Annotated in this window: 16 protein-coding genes and 2 rRNA genes (1 of these 18 running past the window's edge); 13 read left to right on the top strand and 5 right to left on the bottom strand. The window is 63.1% G+C overall.

The genetic code is table 11. From position 1 onward, the window contains the following. The 10 genes from RS899_RS25875 to RS899_RS25830 all read left to right on the top strand — a co-directional run. Nucleotides 1–1,792, top strand: a 23S ribosomal RNA gene (locus tag RS899_RS25875) (it extends 1,100 nt beyond the left edge of the window). Nucleotides 1,793–1,926: 134 nt separating this feature from the next. Beyond that, nucleotides 1,927–2,042 (top strand): 5S ribosomal RNA (rrf, locus tag RS899_RS25870). 76 nt (nt 2,043–2,118) lie between these two features. Next, nucleotides 2,119–2,352 (top strand): hypothetical protein, encoded by a 234-nt coding sequence (locus tag RS899_RS25865; RefSeq protein ID WP_054910036.1) that lies wholly within the window; start codon nt 2,119–2,121, stop codon nt 2,350–2,352. Nucleotides 2,353–2,585: 233 nt separating this feature from the next. After that, nucleotides 2,586–3,557 (top strand): phosphate ABC transporter substrate-binding protein PstS, encoded by a 972-nt coding sequence (locus RS899_RS25860; RefSeq protein ID WP_054910037.1) that lies wholly within the window; start codon nt 2,586–2,588, stop codon nt 3,555–3,557. A gap of 395 nt (nt 3,558–3,952) precedes the next feature. Then, a complete protein-coding gene (locus RS899_RS25855; protein WP_139092901.1) occupies nt 3,953–5,986 on the top strand; it encodes an ABC transporter permease subunit in 2,034 nt (677 codons plus the stop codon). Nucleotides 5,987–6,010: 24 nt separating this feature from the next. Further along, complete coding sequence (gene pstA, locus RS899_RS25850; protein ID WP_233297580.1) at nt 6,011–7,687, top strand: phosphate ABC transporter permease PstA; 1,677 nt, start codon at nt 6,011–6,013, stop codon at nt 7,685–7,687. 52 nt (nt 7,688–7,739) lie between these two features. Next, nucleotides 7,740–8,576, top strand: coding sequence for a phosphate ABC transporter ATP-binding protein PstB (gene pstB, locus RS899_RS25845; RefSeq protein ID WP_054910040.1), 837 nt, complete (start codon nt 7,740–7,742; stop codon nt 8,574–8,576). Between the two features lie 85 nt (nt 8,577–8,661). Next, nucleotides 8,662–9,405 (top strand): phosphate signaling complex protein PhoU, encoded by a 744-nt coding sequence (gene phoU / locus RS899_RS25840; protein WP_054910041.1) that lies wholly within the window; start codon nt 8,662–8,664, stop codon nt 9,403–9,405. A gap of 133 nt (nt 9,406–9,538) precedes the next feature. Beyond that, a complete protein-coding gene (locus RS899_RS25835; RefSeq protein WP_233297579.1) occupies nt 9,539–10,438 on the top strand; it encodes a response regulator in 900 nt (299 codons plus the stop codon). A gap of 123 nt (nt 10,439–10,561) precedes the next feature. Then, complete coding sequence (locus RS899_RS25830) at nt 10,562–11,461, top strand: peptidoglycan DD-metalloendopeptidase family protein (RefSeq protein WP_315808376.1); 900 nt, start codon at nt 10,562–10,564, stop codon at nt 11,459–11,461. A 141-nt stretch (nt 11,462–11,602) separates the two neighbouring features. Here the strand turns inward: RS899_RS25830 and RS899_RS25825 are convergent, their stop codons facing one another. The 3 genes from RS899_RS25825 to phoB form a co-directional block, all read right to left on the bottom strand. Continuing rightward, nucleotides 11,603–12,943 carry a hemolysin family protein gene (locus tag RS899_RS25825; protein WP_054910044.1) on the bottom strand — a complete coding sequence of 447 codons (1,341 nt, stop codon included), beginning with the start codon at nt 12,941–12,943 and terminating at the stop codon, nt 11,603–11,605. A 92-nt stretch (nt 12,944–13,035) separates the two neighbouring features. Beyond that, nucleotides 13,036–14,340, bottom strand: coding sequence for a phosphate regulon sensor histidine kinase PhoR (phoR, locus tag RS899_RS25820; protein WP_054910045.1), 1,305 nt, complete (start codon nt 14,338–14,340; stop codon nt 13,036–13,038). A 39-nt stretch (nt 14,341–14,379) separates the two neighbouring features. Beyond that, nucleotides 14,380–15,069 carry a phosphate regulon transcriptional regulator PhoB gene (gene phoB / locus RS899_RS25815; protein WP_054910046.1) on the bottom strand — a complete coding sequence of 230 codons (690 nt, stop codon included), beginning with the start codon at nt 15,067–15,069 and terminating at the stop codon, nt 14,380–14,382. Between the two features lie 312 nt (nt 15,070–15,381). Here phoB and RS899_RS25810 point away from each other — a divergent pair, with 312 nt between their 5' ends. Continuing rightward, nucleotides 15,382–15,747 (top strand): COG4315 family predicted lipoprotein, encoded by a 366-nt coding sequence (locus RS899_RS25810; RefSeq protein WP_233297577.1) that lies wholly within the window; start codon nt 15,382–15,384, stop codon nt 15,745–15,747. Nucleotides 15,748–15,832: 85 nt separating this feature from the next. On the opposite strand, the gene ubiA is transcribed toward RS899_RS25810, so the two are convergent. Both ubiA and RS899_RS25800 read right to left on the bottom strand, forming a co-directional pair. Then, entirely contained in the window at nt 15,833–16,723 is an 891-nt protein-coding gene (gene ubiA, locus RS899_RS25805) for a 4-hydroxybenzoate octaprenyltransferase (protein WP_315808375.1), read from the bottom strand. Nucleotides 16,724–16,750: 27 nt separating this feature from the next. Then, nucleotides 16,751–17,290: a chorismate lyase gene (locus tag RS899_RS25800; protein WP_243779374.1), complete on the bottom strand. Its 540-nt coding sequence runs from the start codon at nt 17,288–17,290 to the stop codon at nt 16,751–16,753. Between the two features lie 234 nt (nt 17,291–17,524). Between RS899_RS25800 and RS899_RS25795 the strand changes: the two genes are divergently transcribed. Further along, the gene (locus tag RS899_RS25795; RefSeq protein ID WP_015479573.1) at nt 17,525–17,692 is read left to right on the top strand and encodes a rubredoxin; all 168 of its coding nucleotides are present in this window, start codon (nt 17,525–17,527) and stop codon (nt 17,690–17,692) included. A 200-nt stretch (nt 17,693–17,892) separates the two neighbouring features. Continuing rightward, a complete protein-coding gene (locus RS899_RS25790; protein WP_024762047.1) occupies nt 17,893–18,060 on the top strand; it encodes a rubredoxin in 168 nt (55 codons plus the stop codon). Nucleotides 18,061–18,099 lie beyond the last annotated feature (39 nt).

Genomic DNA, 18,099 nt, shown 5'->3' with positions numbered 1-18,099 from the left:
GAGTCGGCCTGCGCGGAAGATGTAACGGGGCTCAAACCATACACCGAAGCTACGGGTGCATCGCAAGATGCGCGGTAGAGGAGCGTTCTGTAAGCCTGTGAAGGTGAGTTGAGAAGCTTGCTGGAGGTATCAGAAGTGCGAATGCTGACATGAGTAACGACAATGGGAGTGAAAAACTCCCACGCCGAAAGACCAAGGGTTCCTGCGCAACGTTAATCGACGCAGGGTTAGTCGGTCCCTAAGGCGAGGCTGAAGAGCGTAGTCGATGGGAAACAGGTTAATATTCCTGTACTTCTAGTTACTGCGATGGAGGGACGGAGAAGGCTAGGCCAGCTTGGCGTTGGTTGTCCAAGTTTAAGGTGGTAGGCAGAGATCTTAGGTAAATCCGGGGTCTTAATGCCGAGAGCTGATGACGAGTCATCTTTCAGATGATGAAGTGGTTGATGCCATGCTTCCAGGAAAAGCTTCTAAGCTTCAGGTAACTAGGAACCGTACCCCAAACCGACACAGGTGGTTGGGTAGAGAATACCAAGGCGCTTGAGAGAACTCGGGTGAAGGAACTAGGCAAAATGGCACCGTAACTTCGGGAGAAGGTGCGCCGGCGAGGGTTAAGGATTTACTCCGTAAGCCCATGCCGGTCGAAGATACCAGGCCGCTGCGACTGTTTATTAAAAACACAGCACTCTGCAAACACGAAAGTGGACGTATAGGGTGTGACGCCTGCCCGGTGCCGGAAGGTTAATTGATGGGGTTAGCGAAAGCGAAGCTCTTGATCGAAGCCCCGGTAAACGGCGGCCGTAACTATAACGGTCCTAAGGTAGCGAAATTCCTTGTCGGGTAAGTTCCGACCTGCACGAATGGCGTAACGATGGCGGCGCTGTCTCCACCCGAGACTCAGTGAAATTGAAATCGCTGTGAAGATGCAGTGTATCCGCGGCTAGACGGAAAGACCCCGTGAACCTTTACTGTAGCTTTGCACTGGACTTTGAGCCTGCTTGTGTAGGATAGGTGGGAGGCTTTGAAGCGTGGACGCCAGTCTGCGTGGAGCCATCCTTGAAATACCACCCTGGCATGCTTGAGGTTCTAACTCTGGTCCGTTATCCGGATCGAGGACAGTGTATGGTGGGCAGTTTGACTGGGGCGGTCTCCTCCTAAAGAGTAACGGAGGAGTACGAAGGTGCGCTCAGACCGGTCGGAAATCGGTCGTAGAGTATAAAGGCAAAAGCGCGCTTGACTGCGAGACAGACACGTCGAGCAGGTACGAAAGTAGGTCTTAGTGATCCGGTGGTTCTGTATGGAAGGGCCATCGCTCAACGGATAAAAGGTACTCCGGGGATAACAGGCTGATACCGCCCAAGAGTTCATATCGACGGCGGTGTTTGGCACCTCGATGTCGGCTCATCACATCCTGGGGCTGAAGCCGGTCCCAAGGGTATGGCTGTTCGCCATTTAAAGTGGTACGCGAGCTGGGTTTAGAACGTCGTGAGACAGTTCGGTCCCTATCTGCCGTGGACGTTTGAGATTTGAGAGGGGCTGCTCCTAGTACGAGAGGACCGGAGTGGACGAACCTCTGGTGTTCCGGTTGTCACGCCAGTGGCATTGCCGGGTAGCTATGTTCGGAATAGATAACCGCTGAAAGCATCTAAGCGGGAAACTAGCCTCAAGATGAGATCTCACTGGGAACTTGATTCCCCTAAAGGGCCGTCGAAGACTACGACGTTGATAGGTCGGGTGTGTAAGCGCTGTGAGGCGTTGAGCTAACCGATACTAATTGCCCGTGAGGCTTGACCATATAACACCCAAACAATTTGCGTGTTGTACGGTGAAGACGTAACGAACCGAAAGTTCGTGTGAACCGCAAATACCTGTCACATACCCGAATCTGGATGAGCGTGTGCAACTGCCACGAGCGTCCGTAAAGAATTGCTTGACGACCATAGAGCGTTGGAACCACCTGATCCCATCCCGAACTCAGTAGTGAAACGACGCATCGCCGATGGTAGTGTGGAGTTTCTCCATGTGAGAGTAGGTCATCGTCAAGCTCCTATCCCAAGACCCCTGGTCAGCATCGCTGGCCGGGGGTTTTGCTTTTGCGCGTGAAAAAGGTCGCCGCTCGACATGGAAACGTTGATTTCAACCCTCATTCTGCTGGGCGTTCTGAGCCTCAGCGTCGGCCAGTTGCTCGCCTTCTTCCTTCTGCTCACACGAGCGGGACCAACTGCGCTGCTCGCATTGATCATCCCAGGCTTCGGCTTCTTTCTCGGGCGCCGGCACGGCATCTATAAATGGCTCCTGCTGCCGTATCTGGTGTGTATGGGGTGCTTCATCGCCGCGATGATCATGGTCGGATGAGCCCCGCGACGGGCCTGCAGTCGTCCGGACAGACTCGACAGTAGGTGCTCTAGAACAGCCGTTTCAGCGCAATTTTTGCCATTCGGAAGGCGCCATTCTTGTTGTTACAGAACCTCTGCTGCAGCACTGATGGCACTTCATCCAACTGTCACATTCTCGTCATAGAGTCTTCATGCGGCCTCACGATACTGGCCCCCGTTCCATCCAACCCCATTCTCCTTAAGGAGCAAGGCATGAAACTCAAGCGTTTGATGGCGGCCCTGACTTTTGTCGCCGCAGGCGTAGGCACCGCCAGTGCGGTGGCCGCGATCGATCCGGCTCTGCCGGACTACCAGAAAGCCAGCGGTGTGTCGGGTAACCTGTCGAGCGTCGGTTCCGACACTCTGGCCAACCTGATGACCATGTGGGCGGAAGAGTACAAGCGCCTGTACCCGAACGTGAACGTGCAGATCCAGGCCGCCGGTTCCTCCACCGCGCCGCCGGCTCTGACCGAAGGCACCGCCAACCTGGGCCCGATGAGCCGCAAGATGAAGGACGTCGAACTGCAGGCCTTCGAGCAGAAGTACGGCTACAAGCCGACAGCTGTTCCGGTTGCCGTGGACGCCCTGGCCATCTTCGTGCACAAGGACAACCCCATCAAAGGCCTGACCATGCAACAGGTCGACGCCATCTTCTCCTCCACCCGCCTGTGTGGCGGCAAGTCGGAAGTGAAGACCTGGGGCGACCTGGGCCTGACCGGCGACTGGGCCAACAAGCCCGTCCAGCTGTTCGGTCGTAACTCCGTCTCCGGCACCTACGGCTACTTCAAGGAAGAAGCCCTGTGCAAAGGCGACTATAAGCCGAACGTGAACGAGCAGCCGGGTTCGGCTTCCGTGGTGCAGTCGGTCAGCCAGTCCCTGAACGGCGTTGGTTATTCCGGTATCGGTTACAAGACCGCTAGCGTGAAGACCGTTGCCCTGGCCAAGAAAGAAGGCGGCGAGTTCATCGAAGACAACGAGGCGAATGCCCTGAACGGTAGCTACCCGCTGTCGCGCTTCCTCTACGTCTACGTCAACAAGGCGCCGAACAAGCCGCTGAACCCGCTGGAAGCCCAGTTCCTGAAGATGGTGCTCTCCAAGACCGGCCAGCAGGTTGTCGTGAAAGACGGCTACATCCCGCTGCCGTCCAAAGTCGCCGAAAAAGCGATCAAGGACCTGGGTCTGTAATCAGCCTTCAAACCGGGCGGAGATCCCCGCCCGGCATGGGCTGACGCATACTCGACCGAGCCCGCCAGCATGGCTCTGCTGGTGGGCTTTGTCGCGTCACTTCCATGTCATCTTTCTGTCATATAGGGCCGCTAGGGTGTCACTCCATGAACGACATGGCCAACTCCCCGATGACTTCTTCTCTCCCCGAGCGGATTGATTTCAATACGCCTGCCCTGCAGCGCAAGCGCCGTATCCGGGCGCTGAAGGATCGACTGACCCGTTGGTACGTTCTGGTCGGCGGTCTTGCCGTACTGGCTGCCATTACCCTGATTTTCTTCTACCTCGCCTACGTCGTGCTGCCGCTGTTCCGCGGCGCCGAGCTGGAGACCCGCGAACCCCTGGCTCCCGCCTGGCTGAAGACGGCCCAGGCGCCGCTGCTGCTGAGCATCGAAGAGCAGAACATGGTGGGCATGCGCGTCGCCGCTAACGGCGAGGTGGTGTTCTTCGACGCCAAGAAAGGCGACGAGATGGACCGCGTTGCGCTGAAGCTGCCTGCCGGCACCAGTGTTACCTCCATCGCCGAGGACCAGCCGGGTCACCCGACCGTCGCGCTGGGCCTGTCCAACGGTCAGGTGCTGGTGTTCAAGCACAACTACAAGGTCACCTACCCGGACAACAAGAAGACCATCACTCCGCACATCGACTATCCCTATGGCGAAGCCGCGATGAACCTGGATCCCCAGGGCCGTCCGCTGGAGCACGTGGCGATCGTCTCGGGTGATGACAGCCTGTTGCTGGCCGCGTCCACCGGCAGCGAGATGCTCCTGCTCGGCCTGACCCAGCAGGAAAACATGCTGACCGGCGAAAGCACCCTGCAGGAAGAGCGCATCAACCTGCCGCAAATCGCCGACCCGGTGAAAGCTATCTACATGGACCCGCGCAAGCAGTGGCTCTATGTGCTCAATGGCCGTGCCCAGGCCGACGTCTTCAACCTGAATACCCACCAGCTCAACGGCCGCTACAAGCTGCTGGATGACGCCTCCGCCGAAGTGACTGCCAGCAGCCAGCTGCTGGGTGGCATCTCGCTGATGGTCGGCGACTCCAAGGGCGGCATCGGCCAGTGGTTCATGGCTCGTGGTGAAGATGGCGAGCCGCGCCTGTCTCACGTGCGTGACTTCAAGCTGGGCGACCAGCCGATCTCCAGCATCGCGCCGGAGCAGCGCCGCAAGGGCTTCCTGGCCCTCGACAAGCAAGGCAACCTGGGCATCTTCCACAGCACCGCGCACCGCACGCTGCTGGTGGAGAACGTCGCCCCATCCGCCGGGCCGATGGCCCTGTCGCCGCGCGCCAACCGTCTGATCGTCGAGCAGGGTGGCGAACTGCGCCGCTTCAGCCTGAGCAACCCGCACCCTGAAGTGTCCTTCAGCGCGCTGTGGGGCAAGGTCTGGTATGAGAGCTACGACAAGCCGTCCTACGTTTGGCAGTCCACTGCCGCGACCACCGACTTCGAGCCCAAGCTGAGCCTTTCGCCACTGACCTTCGGTACGCTGAAGGCCGCGTTCTACGCGATGATCCTCGCCGCGCCGCTGGCCATCGCCGCTGCCGTCTACACCGCCTACTTCATGGCTCCGGGCATGCGCCGCAAGGTCAAGCCGGTGATCGAGCTGATGGAAGCGCTGCCGACCGTGATTCTCGGCTTCTTCGCCGGCCTGTTCCTCGCGCCCTACGTCGAAGGCCACCTGCCGGGCATCTTCAGCCTGCTGCTGCTCACGCCCTTGGGCATCCTCGCCGCCGGCCTGATCTGGAGCCGACTGCCCGAGCGCATCCGCCTGAGCCTGCCGGCCGGCTGGGAAGCGGCGATCCTGATCCCCGTGGTCCTCGCCACCGGCGCCTTCGCCCTGTGGATGAGCCCGCACCTGGAGACCATGTTCTTCGGCGGCGACATGCGCCTGTGGATCAGCCACGACCTGGGCATCACCTACGACCAGCGCAACGCCCTGGTAGTCGGCCTGGCCATGGGCTTCGCGGTGATTCCGAACATCTTCTCCATCGCCGAAGACGCCATCTTCAGCGTGCCGCGCAGCCTGACCTACGGCTCCCTGGCCCTGGGCGCCACGCCCTGGCAGACGCTGACCCGCGTGGTGATCCTGACCGCCAGCCCGGGCATCTTCTCCGCGCTGATGATCGGCATGGGCCGCGCCGTGGGCGAGACCATGATCGTGCTGATGGCCACCGGCAACACCCCGGTCATGGACGTGAACATCTTCCAGGGCATGCGAACGCTGGCGGCGAACGTCGCGGTGGAAATGCCTGAGTCGGAGGTGGGCGGGACTCACTACCGCGTGCTGTTCCTTTCGGCACTGGTACTGCTGTCCTTCACCTTCGTGATGAACACCCTGGCAGAGCTGATCCGTCAGCGCCTGCGCAAGAAATACGCGTCGCTCTAAGCGCCGCCCGACGAGGCTAGTTCCGTGAAACAGAAACAGGAATCCGTCAAAGCGTGGTTCGCCAGCGGTTCTCCCTGGGTGTGGATGAACGCGGGTGCGGTGTCCATCGCCGTGATCATGACCATCGGCCTGCTCGCCGTGATCGCCGTGCGCGGCCTCGGCCACTTCTGGCCGGCGGACGTGATCGAGGCGACGTACAGCGTCCCCGGTGAAGCGCCCAAGACCCTGATCGGTGAGGAAGTGCAAGTCGAGCAGGTACCGCGTGCGCGCCTGCGCGGTGCCGGCCTGCCGGTGCCGGACAACGGTCCGGAGTTCATGACCCGCGAACTGCTCAAGCTGGGCAACCGTGACCTGTATGGCAGCGACTTCTCCTGGGTGATCGGCGAGTGGCTGACCGACCGTCATCACCCGGCCGAGCTGGTGACCCTGGAGCGCCGCGAGTGGGGCAACTTCTACGGCTACCTGCTCAGCGTCAAGGAAAACGGCAAGGTCGTTGCCGAAGGTCCCGGCGCCATGGCCGAGCTGCAGACCCGGCTCAAGCGCGTCGATGAGCTCTACTCCAAGCTGTACCGGCTGGAGAAGAAGGACATCGGCGGCATCAACCATGGCCTGGAGCGCCTGCGCCTGAAGGAACGTGGCCTGCAGCTGAACAACAAGCTGGATGCCACCGCCGAGGCCGACATCGCCGCCGGCCGCGCCGAGCTGAACGCCCAGTACAAGGTGCTGGAAGAGCAGCTCAACGGCCTGCACCAGGAGTTCAACCGCGACAGCATCGTCATGCGCGATGCGTCCGGCAAGGAAACCGAGATCAGCCTCGGCAAGCTGGTGCATGCCTACCAGCCCAACCAGATGGGTGTCGTCACCAAGCTGAGCTTCTACTTCAAGAAACTGTGGGAGTTCCTCAGCGACGACCCGCGTGAAGCCAACACCGAGGGCGGTATCTTCCCGGCCATCTTCGGCACCGTGATGATGACCCTGGTGATGGCCGTGATCGTCACCCCGTTCGGTGTAATCGCTGCGGTCTACCTGCGCGAGTACGCTCGCCAGGGCCTGCTGACCCGGATCATCCGCATCGCGGTGAACAACCTCGCGGGCGTTCCGGCGATCGTCTACGGTGTGTTCGGTCTGGGCTTCTTCGTCTACGTGCTGGGCGGCTCACTCGACCGAATGTTCTTCCCCGAGGCCCTGCCGGCGCCAACCTTTGGCACGCCGGGCCTGTTCTGGGCCTCGCTGACCCTGGCTATCCTTGCAGTGCCGGTGGTGATCGTGGCCACCGAGGAAGGTCTCGCGCGTATCCCGCGTGCTACCCGCGAAGGTTCGCTGGCCCTGGGTGCGACGAAGGCCGAGACCCTGTGGAAAGTGGTCCTGCCGATGGCCAGCCCGGCGATGATGACCGGCCTGATTCTCGCCGTGGCTCGCGCCGCGGGCGAAGTGGCGCCGCTGATGCTGGTGGGCGTGGTGAAGCTGGCTCCGGCGCTGCCGGTGGACGGCAACTACCCCTACGTGCACCTGGACCAGAAGATCATGCACCTGGGCTTCCACATCTATGACGTCGGCTTCCAGAGCCCCAACGTCGAGGCTGCACGCCCGCTGGTATACGCCACCGCGCTGCTGCTGGTGATGGTGATCGCCCTGCTGAACTTCTCGGCCATCGCCATTCGTAACCGCCTGCGCGAAAAGTACAAGGCGCTGGAAAACTGATTCTGCAGGCGGCGGGCAAGGCCCACCGCCAAGCCTCCCAAGGAGACTGAACATGCAACATGAAACCTCATCCCACGGCATCGACATTGGCGCGCTCGGTCGCGGCGACCGCCACGGGATGAACCTGGAAAGTGAGACCGTCGCCCTCGAAGTGCCCGGCCTGAGCCTGTTCTACGGCGAGAAGCAGGCGCTGTTCGACGTCAGCATGAACATCCCCAAGCAGCGCGTAACCGCTTTCATCGGCCCGTCCGGTTGCGGCAAGTCCACCCTGCTGCGCTGCTTCAACCGCATGAACGACCTGGTCGACGGCTGCAACGTGAAGGGCGAGATCCGCCTGGACGGCCACAACATCTTCGCCAAGAACGTCGACGTCGCCGAACTGCGCCGCCGCGTCGGCATGGTGTTCCAGAAGCCCAACCCGTTCCCCAAGAGCATCTACGAGAACGTGGTGTACGGCCTGCGCATCCAGGGCATCAACAAGAAGCGCGTGCTCGATGAAGCCGTCGAGTGGGCGCTCAAGGGCGCCGCGCTGTGGGACGAGGTAAAGGATCGCCTGCACGAGTCCGCCCTCGGTCTCTCCGGTGGTCAGCAACAGCGTCTGGTCATCGCCCGCACCATCGCCGTGGAGCCGGAAGTCCTGCTGCTCGACGAACCCTGCTCGGCACTGGACCCGATCTCCACCCTGAAGATCGAAGAGCTGATCTACGAGCTGAAATCCAAGTTCACCATCGTCATCGTGACCCACAACATGCAGCAGGCCGCGCGCGTCTCCGACTACACGGCGTTCATGTACATGGGCAAGCTGATCGAGTTCGGCGATACCGATACCCTGTTCACCAACCCGGCCAAGAAGCAGACCGAAGACTACATCACCGGTCGCTACGGCTAGTTTCGCGGTATCGCGTGCGCGGTAGAACTTCCCGGAGAACATCACAAGCCAGCGGCCCGGAGCCTGCGGCTTTCGCGGAGCGAACATGATCAACAAAGAAAGCCTCACCCATCACATCTCGCAGCAGTTCAATGCCGAACTGGAAGATGTGCGCAGCCATCTGCTGGCCATGGGCGGCCTGGTGGAGAAGCAGGTCAACGACGCGGTCAACGCGCTGATCGACGCCGACTCCGGCCTCGCCCAGCAGGTGCGCGAGATCGACGACCAGATCAACCAGATGGAGCGCAACATCGACGAGGAATGCCTGCGCATCCTCGCCCGCCGCCAGCCGGCCGCCTCCGACCTGCGCCTGATCATCAGCATCTCCAAGTCGGTGATCGATCTGGAGCGCATCGGCGACGAAGCCTCGAAGATCGCCCGTCGCGCCATCCAGCTGTGCGAAGAGGGCGAGTCGCCGCGCGGCTACGTCGAGGTGCGCCACATTGGCAACCAGGTGCGCAAGATGGTGCAGGAGGCGCTGGACGCCTTTGCCCGTTTCGACGCGGACCTCGCGCTGTCGGTGGCGCAGTACGACAAGACCGTCGACCGCGAATACAAGACCGCCCTGCGCGAGCTGGTCACCTACATGATGGAAGACCCGCGCGCCATCTCCCGCGTGCTCAACGTCATCTGGGCCCTGCGTTCGCTGGAGCGCATCGGCGACCACGCTCGCAACATTGCCGAACTGGTGATCTACCTGGTGCGCGGCACCGATGTCCGCCACATCGGCCTGACCCGCATGAAGGAAGAAGTGCAGGGCACCGCTGCCAAGGCCGACAAGGCCGAATAAGCCAGACGCCCGTGCCAGAACGAACCCGGCCCTCGCGCCGGGTTCGTCATTTTATGGCCGGGCGGTCCCGCACCAATGGCACGTAGCCACCCGGCAAGGCTATTCTTCGCCCTATCGTTTGCGGGAGATGCCGATGGGCAAAGTCAGTGTGCTGGTGGTGGATGACGCTCCGTTCATCCGTGACCTGGTGAAGAAGGGGCTGCGGGACCATTTCCCCGGCCTGCAGATCGAAGAGGCGGTCAACGGCCGCAAGGCCCAGCAGTTCCTTGCGCGCCAACCGGTGGACCTGATCCTCTGCGACTGGGAAATGCCCGAGCTCTCCGGGATCGAGTTGCTCACCTGGTGCCGCGAGCAGGACAGCCTGAAGACCACACCCTTCATCATGGTCACCAGCCGTGGCGACAAGGAAAACGTGGTGCAGGCCATCCAGGCCGGCGTCTCCGACTTCATCGGCAAGCCGTTCTCCAACGATCAATTGGTGAGCAAGGTGAAGAAGGCGCTGTCGCGCGCCGGCAAGCTGGAAGCCCTGGCGGCGCAGGCACCGCAGCGCAGCCTGGTCGGCTCGATGCCCAACGACTCCCTGGCCGCCCTTACCGGTGGCAAGGCCGAAGTCGTTCGCCCGCCGGCGGCACCCGCTGCGCCACGCCCGGCTCCGGCTGCTGCGGCACCGACAGCGGCTGCTCCCGCCGTGCGCAGTGGCGCCAAGGGCCAGCAGGGGCAACTGCGCCTGCCTTCGGCGAACCTTCCCTGCGTCATCAAGGCGCTGAGCCTCAAGGAAGCGTTGCTGGTGGTGAAGCGCGGCACGCCGCTGCCACAGGTGCTGGAAAGCGCCGTGCTCGACCTGGAGGAAGACAGCGACGTCGCTCGCCTCAACGGCTACCTGCACGCCGTGGCGGCGCTGGAGCCCAAGCCGGACAGCGAGTGGCTGCAACTGACCTTCCGTTTCGTCGACCGTGATCCACAGAAGCTCGACTACCTGTCGCGCCTGATCGCCCGTGGCAGCACCCAGAAGCATTACGTGCCCGGCGCCTGATTCGGTTACAAATGGGCCGGCCGGTGGGTAGTACTGCTTCACAGGCCGACCGGCGGCAGGTCGCGGCGCCGGGCCTGCACTGCTAGTCTTGCCAGCGTCGCAATACCTATAACCAGAGTCGAGATGCTAGGGCGCAGTATCCTCCTGTGCGGTCTATTGGCCGCTTCCGGGACGGCTTCGGCCGTGACCATCTACAAGTACACCGACGCCAACGGCGTGGTCACCTACACGGATAAAGCCGTGGCGGGTGCGGCCGTGTTCGTCTTCCGCGATCGCATGGTCGAGCACCTGGAAGAACAGGTGAAACTGGAGACGAAGAAGCACGCTGGCGGCGAGACGCTCCAGGTGCGCAACGATCTATATGCGCCGGTGGAGGTGGAGCTGAGCGTGACCGGCGTGCAGAACGCCGTGGGCGCGCCGGAGCGGCCGATCCGCTGGGTGCTGGCGCCGCGCAGCTCGATCCGTCTCGCTACCCTGGCTCCGCTCGACCCCGCCAGGCCGCTGCGCTACAAGCCCAAGCTGCGCTACGCGCTGGGTGACCCGCGCCCGACGCCCTTGTCCTACCAGTACGCTTTGCCGTGGGTCGGCGGGCCATTCCGCCTGACCCAAGGCGCCAATGGCCGCTACAGCCACTTCACGCCCAAGGGCCGCTACGCCATGGACATCGCCATGCCGGTAGGCACGCCCATCGTTGCGGCGCGTGGCGGTACCGTGGTGAAGGTCGAGAATGGCCAGGACGGCCGCGGCAAGAATCCTTCCGGCAACTTCGTGCGGGTGCTGCATGACGACGGCACCATGGGCGTGTACCTGCACCTCATGCGGGGTTCGGTGCTGGTGCACGAAGGCCAGCGCATCGGTACCGGCACGCCGCTGGCGCAGTCGGGCAACACCGGTAACAGCAGCGGCCCGCATCTGCACTTCGTGGTGCAGCGCAACGTCGGCCTGGCGTTGGAGTCGATTCCCTATGACTTCTCCCAGCCGGTGGACGCGCTGCCCAATTTTGCGGTGGTCAAGGGTAACTAAGGTTCGGCTCTTGCAGGAGCGAGCTCGCTCGCGAATAGAACTGGCCGGCTCCACTGAGGTTGGGCGGGTTCGCGAGCAAGCTCGCTCCTACAGAAAAGAAAAAGGCAGCCCGCGGGCTGCCTTTTTTCATAGGCGGAACTGTCAGTCCAGCTTCACCACCTTGGCGAGGACGATCTTCGGGCCCTTCATCTTCTTCACGATGATGCGCAGGCCTTCGGTATCCAGGACTTCCTCTTCCTCCGGCACGCGCTTGAGCGTGTCGTAGACGAGGCCGGCGAGGGTGTCGGCCTCGATGTGGTCCAGGTCGATGCCCAGCAGGCGCTCCAGCTTGAACAGCGGGGTATCGCCACGCACCAGCAGCTTGCCGGGCTGGTAGGCGACGATGCCGCGCTCGGCCTTGCGGTGTTCGTCCTGGATATCGCCGACCAGCACTTCCAGCACGTCTTCCATGGTCAGGTAGCCGACGACCTTGTGGTCGGCTTCCTCCACCAGCGCGAAGTGCGAGCCGCCCTGGCGGAACTGCTCCAGCAGGCGGGCCAGCGGCAGATGCTTGGTGACCATTTCCAGCGGATGGGTCAGCTCATCGAGGTCGAAGGACTCAGGCAGGCTGTCCAGCGTGGCCAGGGCCAGCAGCAGGTCCTTGATGTGCAGCAGGCCGATGAACTCGTTCTTCTCGCTGTCGTACACCGGGTAGCGGCTGTACTTGTGGCGGCGAATGGTAGCGAGGATGTCGTCCAGCGGCGCCGTGCGCTCAAGGTAGACCAGGTCCTCGCGGGAGTTGGCCCAGTCGGCGACTTCCAGCTCGCCCAGCTCCACCGCCGAAGCCAGCACGCGCATGCCCTGGTCGCTGGGGTCGTGGGCACGGCTGGAGTGCAGGATCAGCTTGAGCTCATCACGGCTGTAGTGGTGCTCGTGGTGCGGTCCCGGCTCGCCTTGCCCGGCGATCTTGAGGATGGCGTTGGCACTGGCGTTGAGCAGCCAGATGGCCGGGTACATGGCCCAGTAGAAGAGATAGAGCGGCACCGCGGTCCACAGCGACAGCAGCTCCGGCTTGCGGATCGCCCAGGACTTGGGCGCGAGCTCGCCGACCACGATGTGCAGGTAGGAAATGATGAAGAACGCGGTGAAGAACGACACGCCGCGGATGACTTCCTCGGAGTGCACGCCAATCGCGGCCAGCAGCGGCTCCAGCAGCTCGGCGAAGGCCGGCTCGCCGACCCAGCCCAGGCCCAGTGACGCCAGGGTGATGCCCAGCTGGCAGGCGGAGAGATAGGCGTCGAGCTGGTTGTGCACCTTGCGCAGGATGGTGCCGCGCCAGCCGTGCTGGTTGGCGATGGTCTCCACGCGGGTGGAGCGCAGCTTGACCATGGCGAACTCGGCGGCGACGAAGAAGCCGTTGAGTACGACGAGGAACAGGGCGAACAGGATCAGGCCGAAATCGGCGAAATAAGTGAGGAAGTTGCTACTAGGGGAAGGGTCCATGGTTCTGTTGGTTTGCAAATGGACGGACAAGAATGCGGTTCAGCGGGCCCGGCTGGCAAGCCCGCTCATGCAAGAGTCGAAATGGCGCGCAGCTATGCGCGACTCTCGACCTGTTGCGGCGGAAAGTGACAGGTGAAGCTGCTGCCCTTGCCCGGGACACTGCTGATGTCCAGGGTACTGCGATGGCGCAGCAGGACGTGCTTGACGATGGCCAGGCCCAGGCCGGTGCCGCCGGTGCTGGCGTTGCGGCTGGAGTCGACGCGGTAGAAGCGCTCGGTCAGGCGCGGCAGGTGCTTGGGATCGATGCCGATGCCGCTGTCCTGCACGGCCAGGTGCGCGCCCTGTTCGTCGCCCCACCAGCGGATGCGGATCTCGCCTTCGTCGGGGGTGTACTTCACGGCGTTGAACACCAGGTTGGAGAAGGCGCTGCGCAGTTCCGCCTCGCTGCCCTTGAGCTTCAGCTTCGAGTCGGCCTCCAGGCTGATGCGGTGATTGCGCGCGCCGGACAGCGCCTGGGCGTCGTTGCGGATCGACAGCAGCATCAGGTCTACCGCCACCGGCTTGTTGTCCGCCGGGTAGTCGGTGGCTTCCAGCTTGGCCAGCAGGAGCAGGTCATTGAGCAGGTTCTGCATGCGCCCGGCCTGCTGCTGCATCTGCTGCAGGGCGCGGGTCCAGCGCGGGTTCACGTCCTCGACGTTGTCGAGCAGCGTTTCCAGGTAGCCGGCGATCACCGTCAAGGGCGTGCGCAGCTCGTGGGAGACGTTGGCGACGAAGTCCTTGCGCATCTGTTCCAGCTGGTGGACGCGGGTCACGTCGCGGACCAGCATCAGGTGTTCGCCGGCGCCGTACAGGGTGATGTGGAACTGCAGGCGCAGGTTGTCGCTGATGGGGGAGGAAAGCTCCAGCGGCTCGCGGTAATCCTCGCCTTCGAAGTATTCCTTGAAGCGCGGGTGGCGCACCAGGTTGGTGACCGGTTGGCCGCCGTCCTGCGGGCTCTTGAGCCCCAGCAGGCGCTCGGCGGACTGGTTCCACCATTCCAGGTTGCCATCGCGGTCGAGCAGGATCATGCCGTCGCGCAGCGCCGCGGTGGATTCCTGCATGCGGTCGATCACCGCCTGCAGGCGTCCGCGGGCCCTCTGGTTGCGCCGCTGCAGGTGGTAGATGCTGTCGAACACCTCGCCCCACAGGCCGTAGCCATCGGGCGGGGCTTCATCGGGCTGGTGATTCTTCAGCCACTTGTGCAGGCGCAGCAGCTGCCAGGTCGACCAACCGAGGTAGGCGCCCAGCGCCACGGCGATCGCCCAGCCGTACTGGCCGGTGATCAGGCCGAGCAGGGCGCCGGCGACTACGACTAGCAGCAGGTGGCGTATCAGCACGCCACTCCAGTTCTGGGTCACGAAATTCCGTTCCTTGTGCCCGCCAGATGATTAGCCGGGTCAGCTTTTGGTCGAGAAACGATACCCGGTGCCGCGCACGGTCTGAACCAGATTTTCGTAGACCTCGCCCAGCGCCTTGCGCAGGCGGCGGATGTGCACGTCGACCGTGCGCTCCTCGACGTAGACGTTACCGCCCCAGACCTGGTCCAGCAGTTGGCCGCGGGTGTAGGCGCGCTCCTGGTGGGTCATGAAGAACTGCAGCAGGCGGTATTCGGTCGGGCCCATCTCGGCGGGCTTGCCGTCGATGGTCACGCGGTGGCTGATCGGGTCGAGCATCAGGCCGCCGACTTCGATCGGCGTTTCGCTGTCGCCGGCGCCGGTACGACGCAGCACGGCCTTCAGGCGGGCGACCAGTTCGCGCGGGGAGAACGGCTTGGTGATGTAGTCGTCGGCGCCGACTTCCAGCCCCTGGATCTTGTTGTCCTCTTCACCCTTTGCGGTAAGCATGATGATCGGGATGGCCGAGGTCAGCTCGTCGCGCTTGAGGCGGCGGGCCAGTTCGATGCCCGAGGTGCCCGGGAGCATCCAGTCGAGCAGGATCAGGTCCGGTTTGCGATCGACGATCACCGCGTGAGCCGTCTGGGCGCTGTCGGCCTCCAGACATTCGTAGCCGGCCATCTCCAGGGCCACGGCGATCATTTCCCGGATCGGAGCTTCGTCATCGACGATGAGGATTGTCTTGCCAACCATGCTGAGGCCTCAGAATTTCTGTAATGCGCCGCATTAGATAACGGAAATATTTCATGAATGTGACACGCCGATGGTAGCCGAGCCTGGTCGCAGCACGCTCGTCTATGCTGATCGAGTCGCCGCGCGATGCTTGCGTGGCACACGGAACGCACCGGCCCGGTCGGCGGTGTGCCCGGCAGGCGAGCCTGCCGGAGTCTTGCGATGACGGTAGTGAGTGCGTTGTCGACGTCGCCTGGCCGGCCCTGCCTGCATTCCCGCCTGCCTTTGCGCCGATGCTCGCGCCGTTTCCACCTCACCAGAGGAGAAGCGCTCATGAAACTGCTATTCCCGGCCCTGGCACTGGGTCTGATGCTGCCCGCGATGTCTGCCCTGGCCGCCGGCCCCGGCATGGAGAAAAACGGCATGCTGGTCGATGCCAAGGGCATGACGCTCTACACCTTCGACAAGGACAGCGGCGGCAAGTCGATGTGCAACGGCGGCTGCGCGCAGAACTGGCCTCCGCTGATGGCCGCTGCGGATGACAGCGCCATGGGTGACTGGACGCTGATCAAGCGTGACGACGGCAGCGCCCAGTGGGCCTACAAGGGCAAGCCGCTGTACACCTTCGCTCAGGACAAGAAGGCCGGCGACATGGTCGGTGACGGCAAGATGGGCGTCTGGCACATGGCCAAACCGTAGCGTCTCTTTGTAGGAGCGAGCTTGCTCGCGAACTGCTCCGCTGCGGGGGCGATTCGCGAGCAAGCTCGCACCTACAGGGTTTGTATCAGCGCAGGGCGAAATCCAGCACGGTGCCGAGGAAGATCGCCAGCCCCGCCCAGTGGTTGTGCAGGAAGGCCTTGAAGCACTTCATCGGCTCGCGGTCGCGGGTCGAATGGAACTGCCAGGCGAAGCAGACCGCCGCCACGGCCAGGCCCAGGTAGTAATACAGGTGCATCGCCAGCTTGTTGCCAGCCAGGATCAGCAGCAGGAGCATCAGGCCCTGCAGGCTCAGGTTGATCACCCGGTCGGCATCGCCGAAGAGGATCGCCGTGGACTTCATGCCCATCTTCAGGTCGTCCTCGCGGTCGGTCATCGCGTAGTAGGTGTCATACGCGACCGTCCACAGCACGTTGGCGAAGAACAGCAGCCAGGCCACCGCCGGCAGGGTACCGCCCGCCGCGGTGAAGGCCATCGGGATGCCCCAGGAGAAGGCCGCGCCCAGTACCACCTGCGGGTAGTAGGTGTAGCGCTTCATGAAGGGGTACAGCGCCGCGATGGCCGCCCCGCCGAAGGACAGCCAGATGGTCTGCGCGTTGGTGCACAGCACCAGCAGGAAGCTCAAGCCCAGCAGTATGAAGAAGGCGATCCAGGCTTCGCGCACGGTGATCCTGCCGGTTGCGAGCGGGCGCAACTGGGTGCGCTCCACGTGGCCATCGAGCTTGCGGTCGGCGAAGTCGTTGATGACGCAGCCGGCCATGCGCATCAGCACGGTGCCGAGGACGAAGATCACCAGGTTCTTCACGCTCGGCACGCCGCCGCTGGCCATCCACAGCGCCCACAGCGTCGGCCAGAGCAGCAGGTAGATGCCGATCGGCTTGTCCATGCGCGTCAACTGGATGAAGTCCCAGGCGCGGGGATGCAGGCGGGCGAGGGGTTTGATCAGGGCGACGAACATGGCGGCCTCCGGAAAACGATCCGGGAATTATACGGGCTGTTGTTCCACGCGTTGCCACAGTGTCGGCAGGAATACTTCGGCAACCAGCACACCCAGGCCATCGCGGCTGAAGCAGGAGCGGCGCCCCCACAGGCGTTCGGCGCGGACCTCGGCGGGCAGGCTGGCGGCAGGATAGCGGCACACTTCGATGGGCCCGCGCAGGAAGGCGCGGTCACTGAACAGCAGTTCGCCCAGGGAACGGGTGCCGAGCAGGCGCAAATCGAAGCCCGAGCCCTCCAGCGCCGAGCGCGCAGCGACGCTGCGGGCGAATACCCAGGGCGTGCCGTGGCCCTTCAGGTACACCTCGCGCACCCAGCCCTGGCTGCCATCCGGCACGCCCAGCGCAGCGCACTCATCAGTGCGCAGGCGGTGCCAGCCCTCGGCCAGCGGCTGCACGGCGAAGGCTCCGTCGGACAGCGCGGTAAGGCGGCGTGTCAGCGAACCTTCGTCGAACAGCCAGTCCACCACCTGGGCGGCGGGGGCAGGGTGCAATTGGGCGGCGGTGAGCCAGCGAGGCGGGTGGATCAGGGCGGCTTCGGGCACGGGTTCGACTGCGGTTGGCCAGGGACGCGGCAGCTTAACATGGCGGCTTTGCGGCTCCGATTGCGTTGTCTGCAACAGTGCCTTGCGCAAAACCCCACCAAAGGTTTGGCCGGCTACCCGCATTTTTCCAGGGGCTTGCGCCACAAGCCCATCGCCAGTAAAAAGCCGAACATTGGATGCACTGACGTCCAAGCGATAAGAACATGAGGGTGATAGCTGATGAAGAAGTGGCAGTGCGTGGTTTGTGGCCTGATCTATGACGAAACCAAGGGCTGGCCGGAAGAGGGCATCGCCGCCGGTACCCGTTGGGAAGATGTGCCGGAAGACTGGCTATGCCCGGATTGTGGCGTCGGCAAGCTGGATTTCGAGATGATCGAGATCGGCTGATCCTCGGCCAATGGAATCCCCGCGACGGCGGCCTTCGGGCCGCCGTCTGCGTTTGTGCGGCCAGCAGGCCATAGCCGTGCGCGGTAGACTGGACGGACGCCGGGTTGGCCTTGCTGACGCAGCTCGGCGGCACGGGCGCCGTTGGCCGGCGCCGTCAAAGTGGGTTAGGTTCACTTCGCAATCGCAGGAGGGCTTGGCTGATGCGCAAATGGCAATGCGTGGTCTGTGGCTTCATCTACGACGAGGCGCTGGGGTTGCCCGAGGAGGGCATAGCTCCCGGCACGCCGTGGGAAGACATCCCGGCGGATTGGGTCTGCCCGGATTGCGGCGTCGGCAAGATCGATTTCGAAATGATCGAAATTTCCTGAACCCTGCCGAGATAACGAATCAACGCGGCGGCCCGATGG

Origin of the sequence: Pseudomonas sp. C9-3 (genome assembly GCF_032392015.1) — a bacterium.
Lineage (GTDB): Bacteria > Pseudomonadota > Gammaproteobacteria > Pseudomonadales > Pseudomonadaceae > Pseudomonas > Pseudomonas nitroreducens.
Note: the sequence above shows the minus strand (reverse complement) of the source record. Positions and strands in the feature narration are given on the sequence as shown.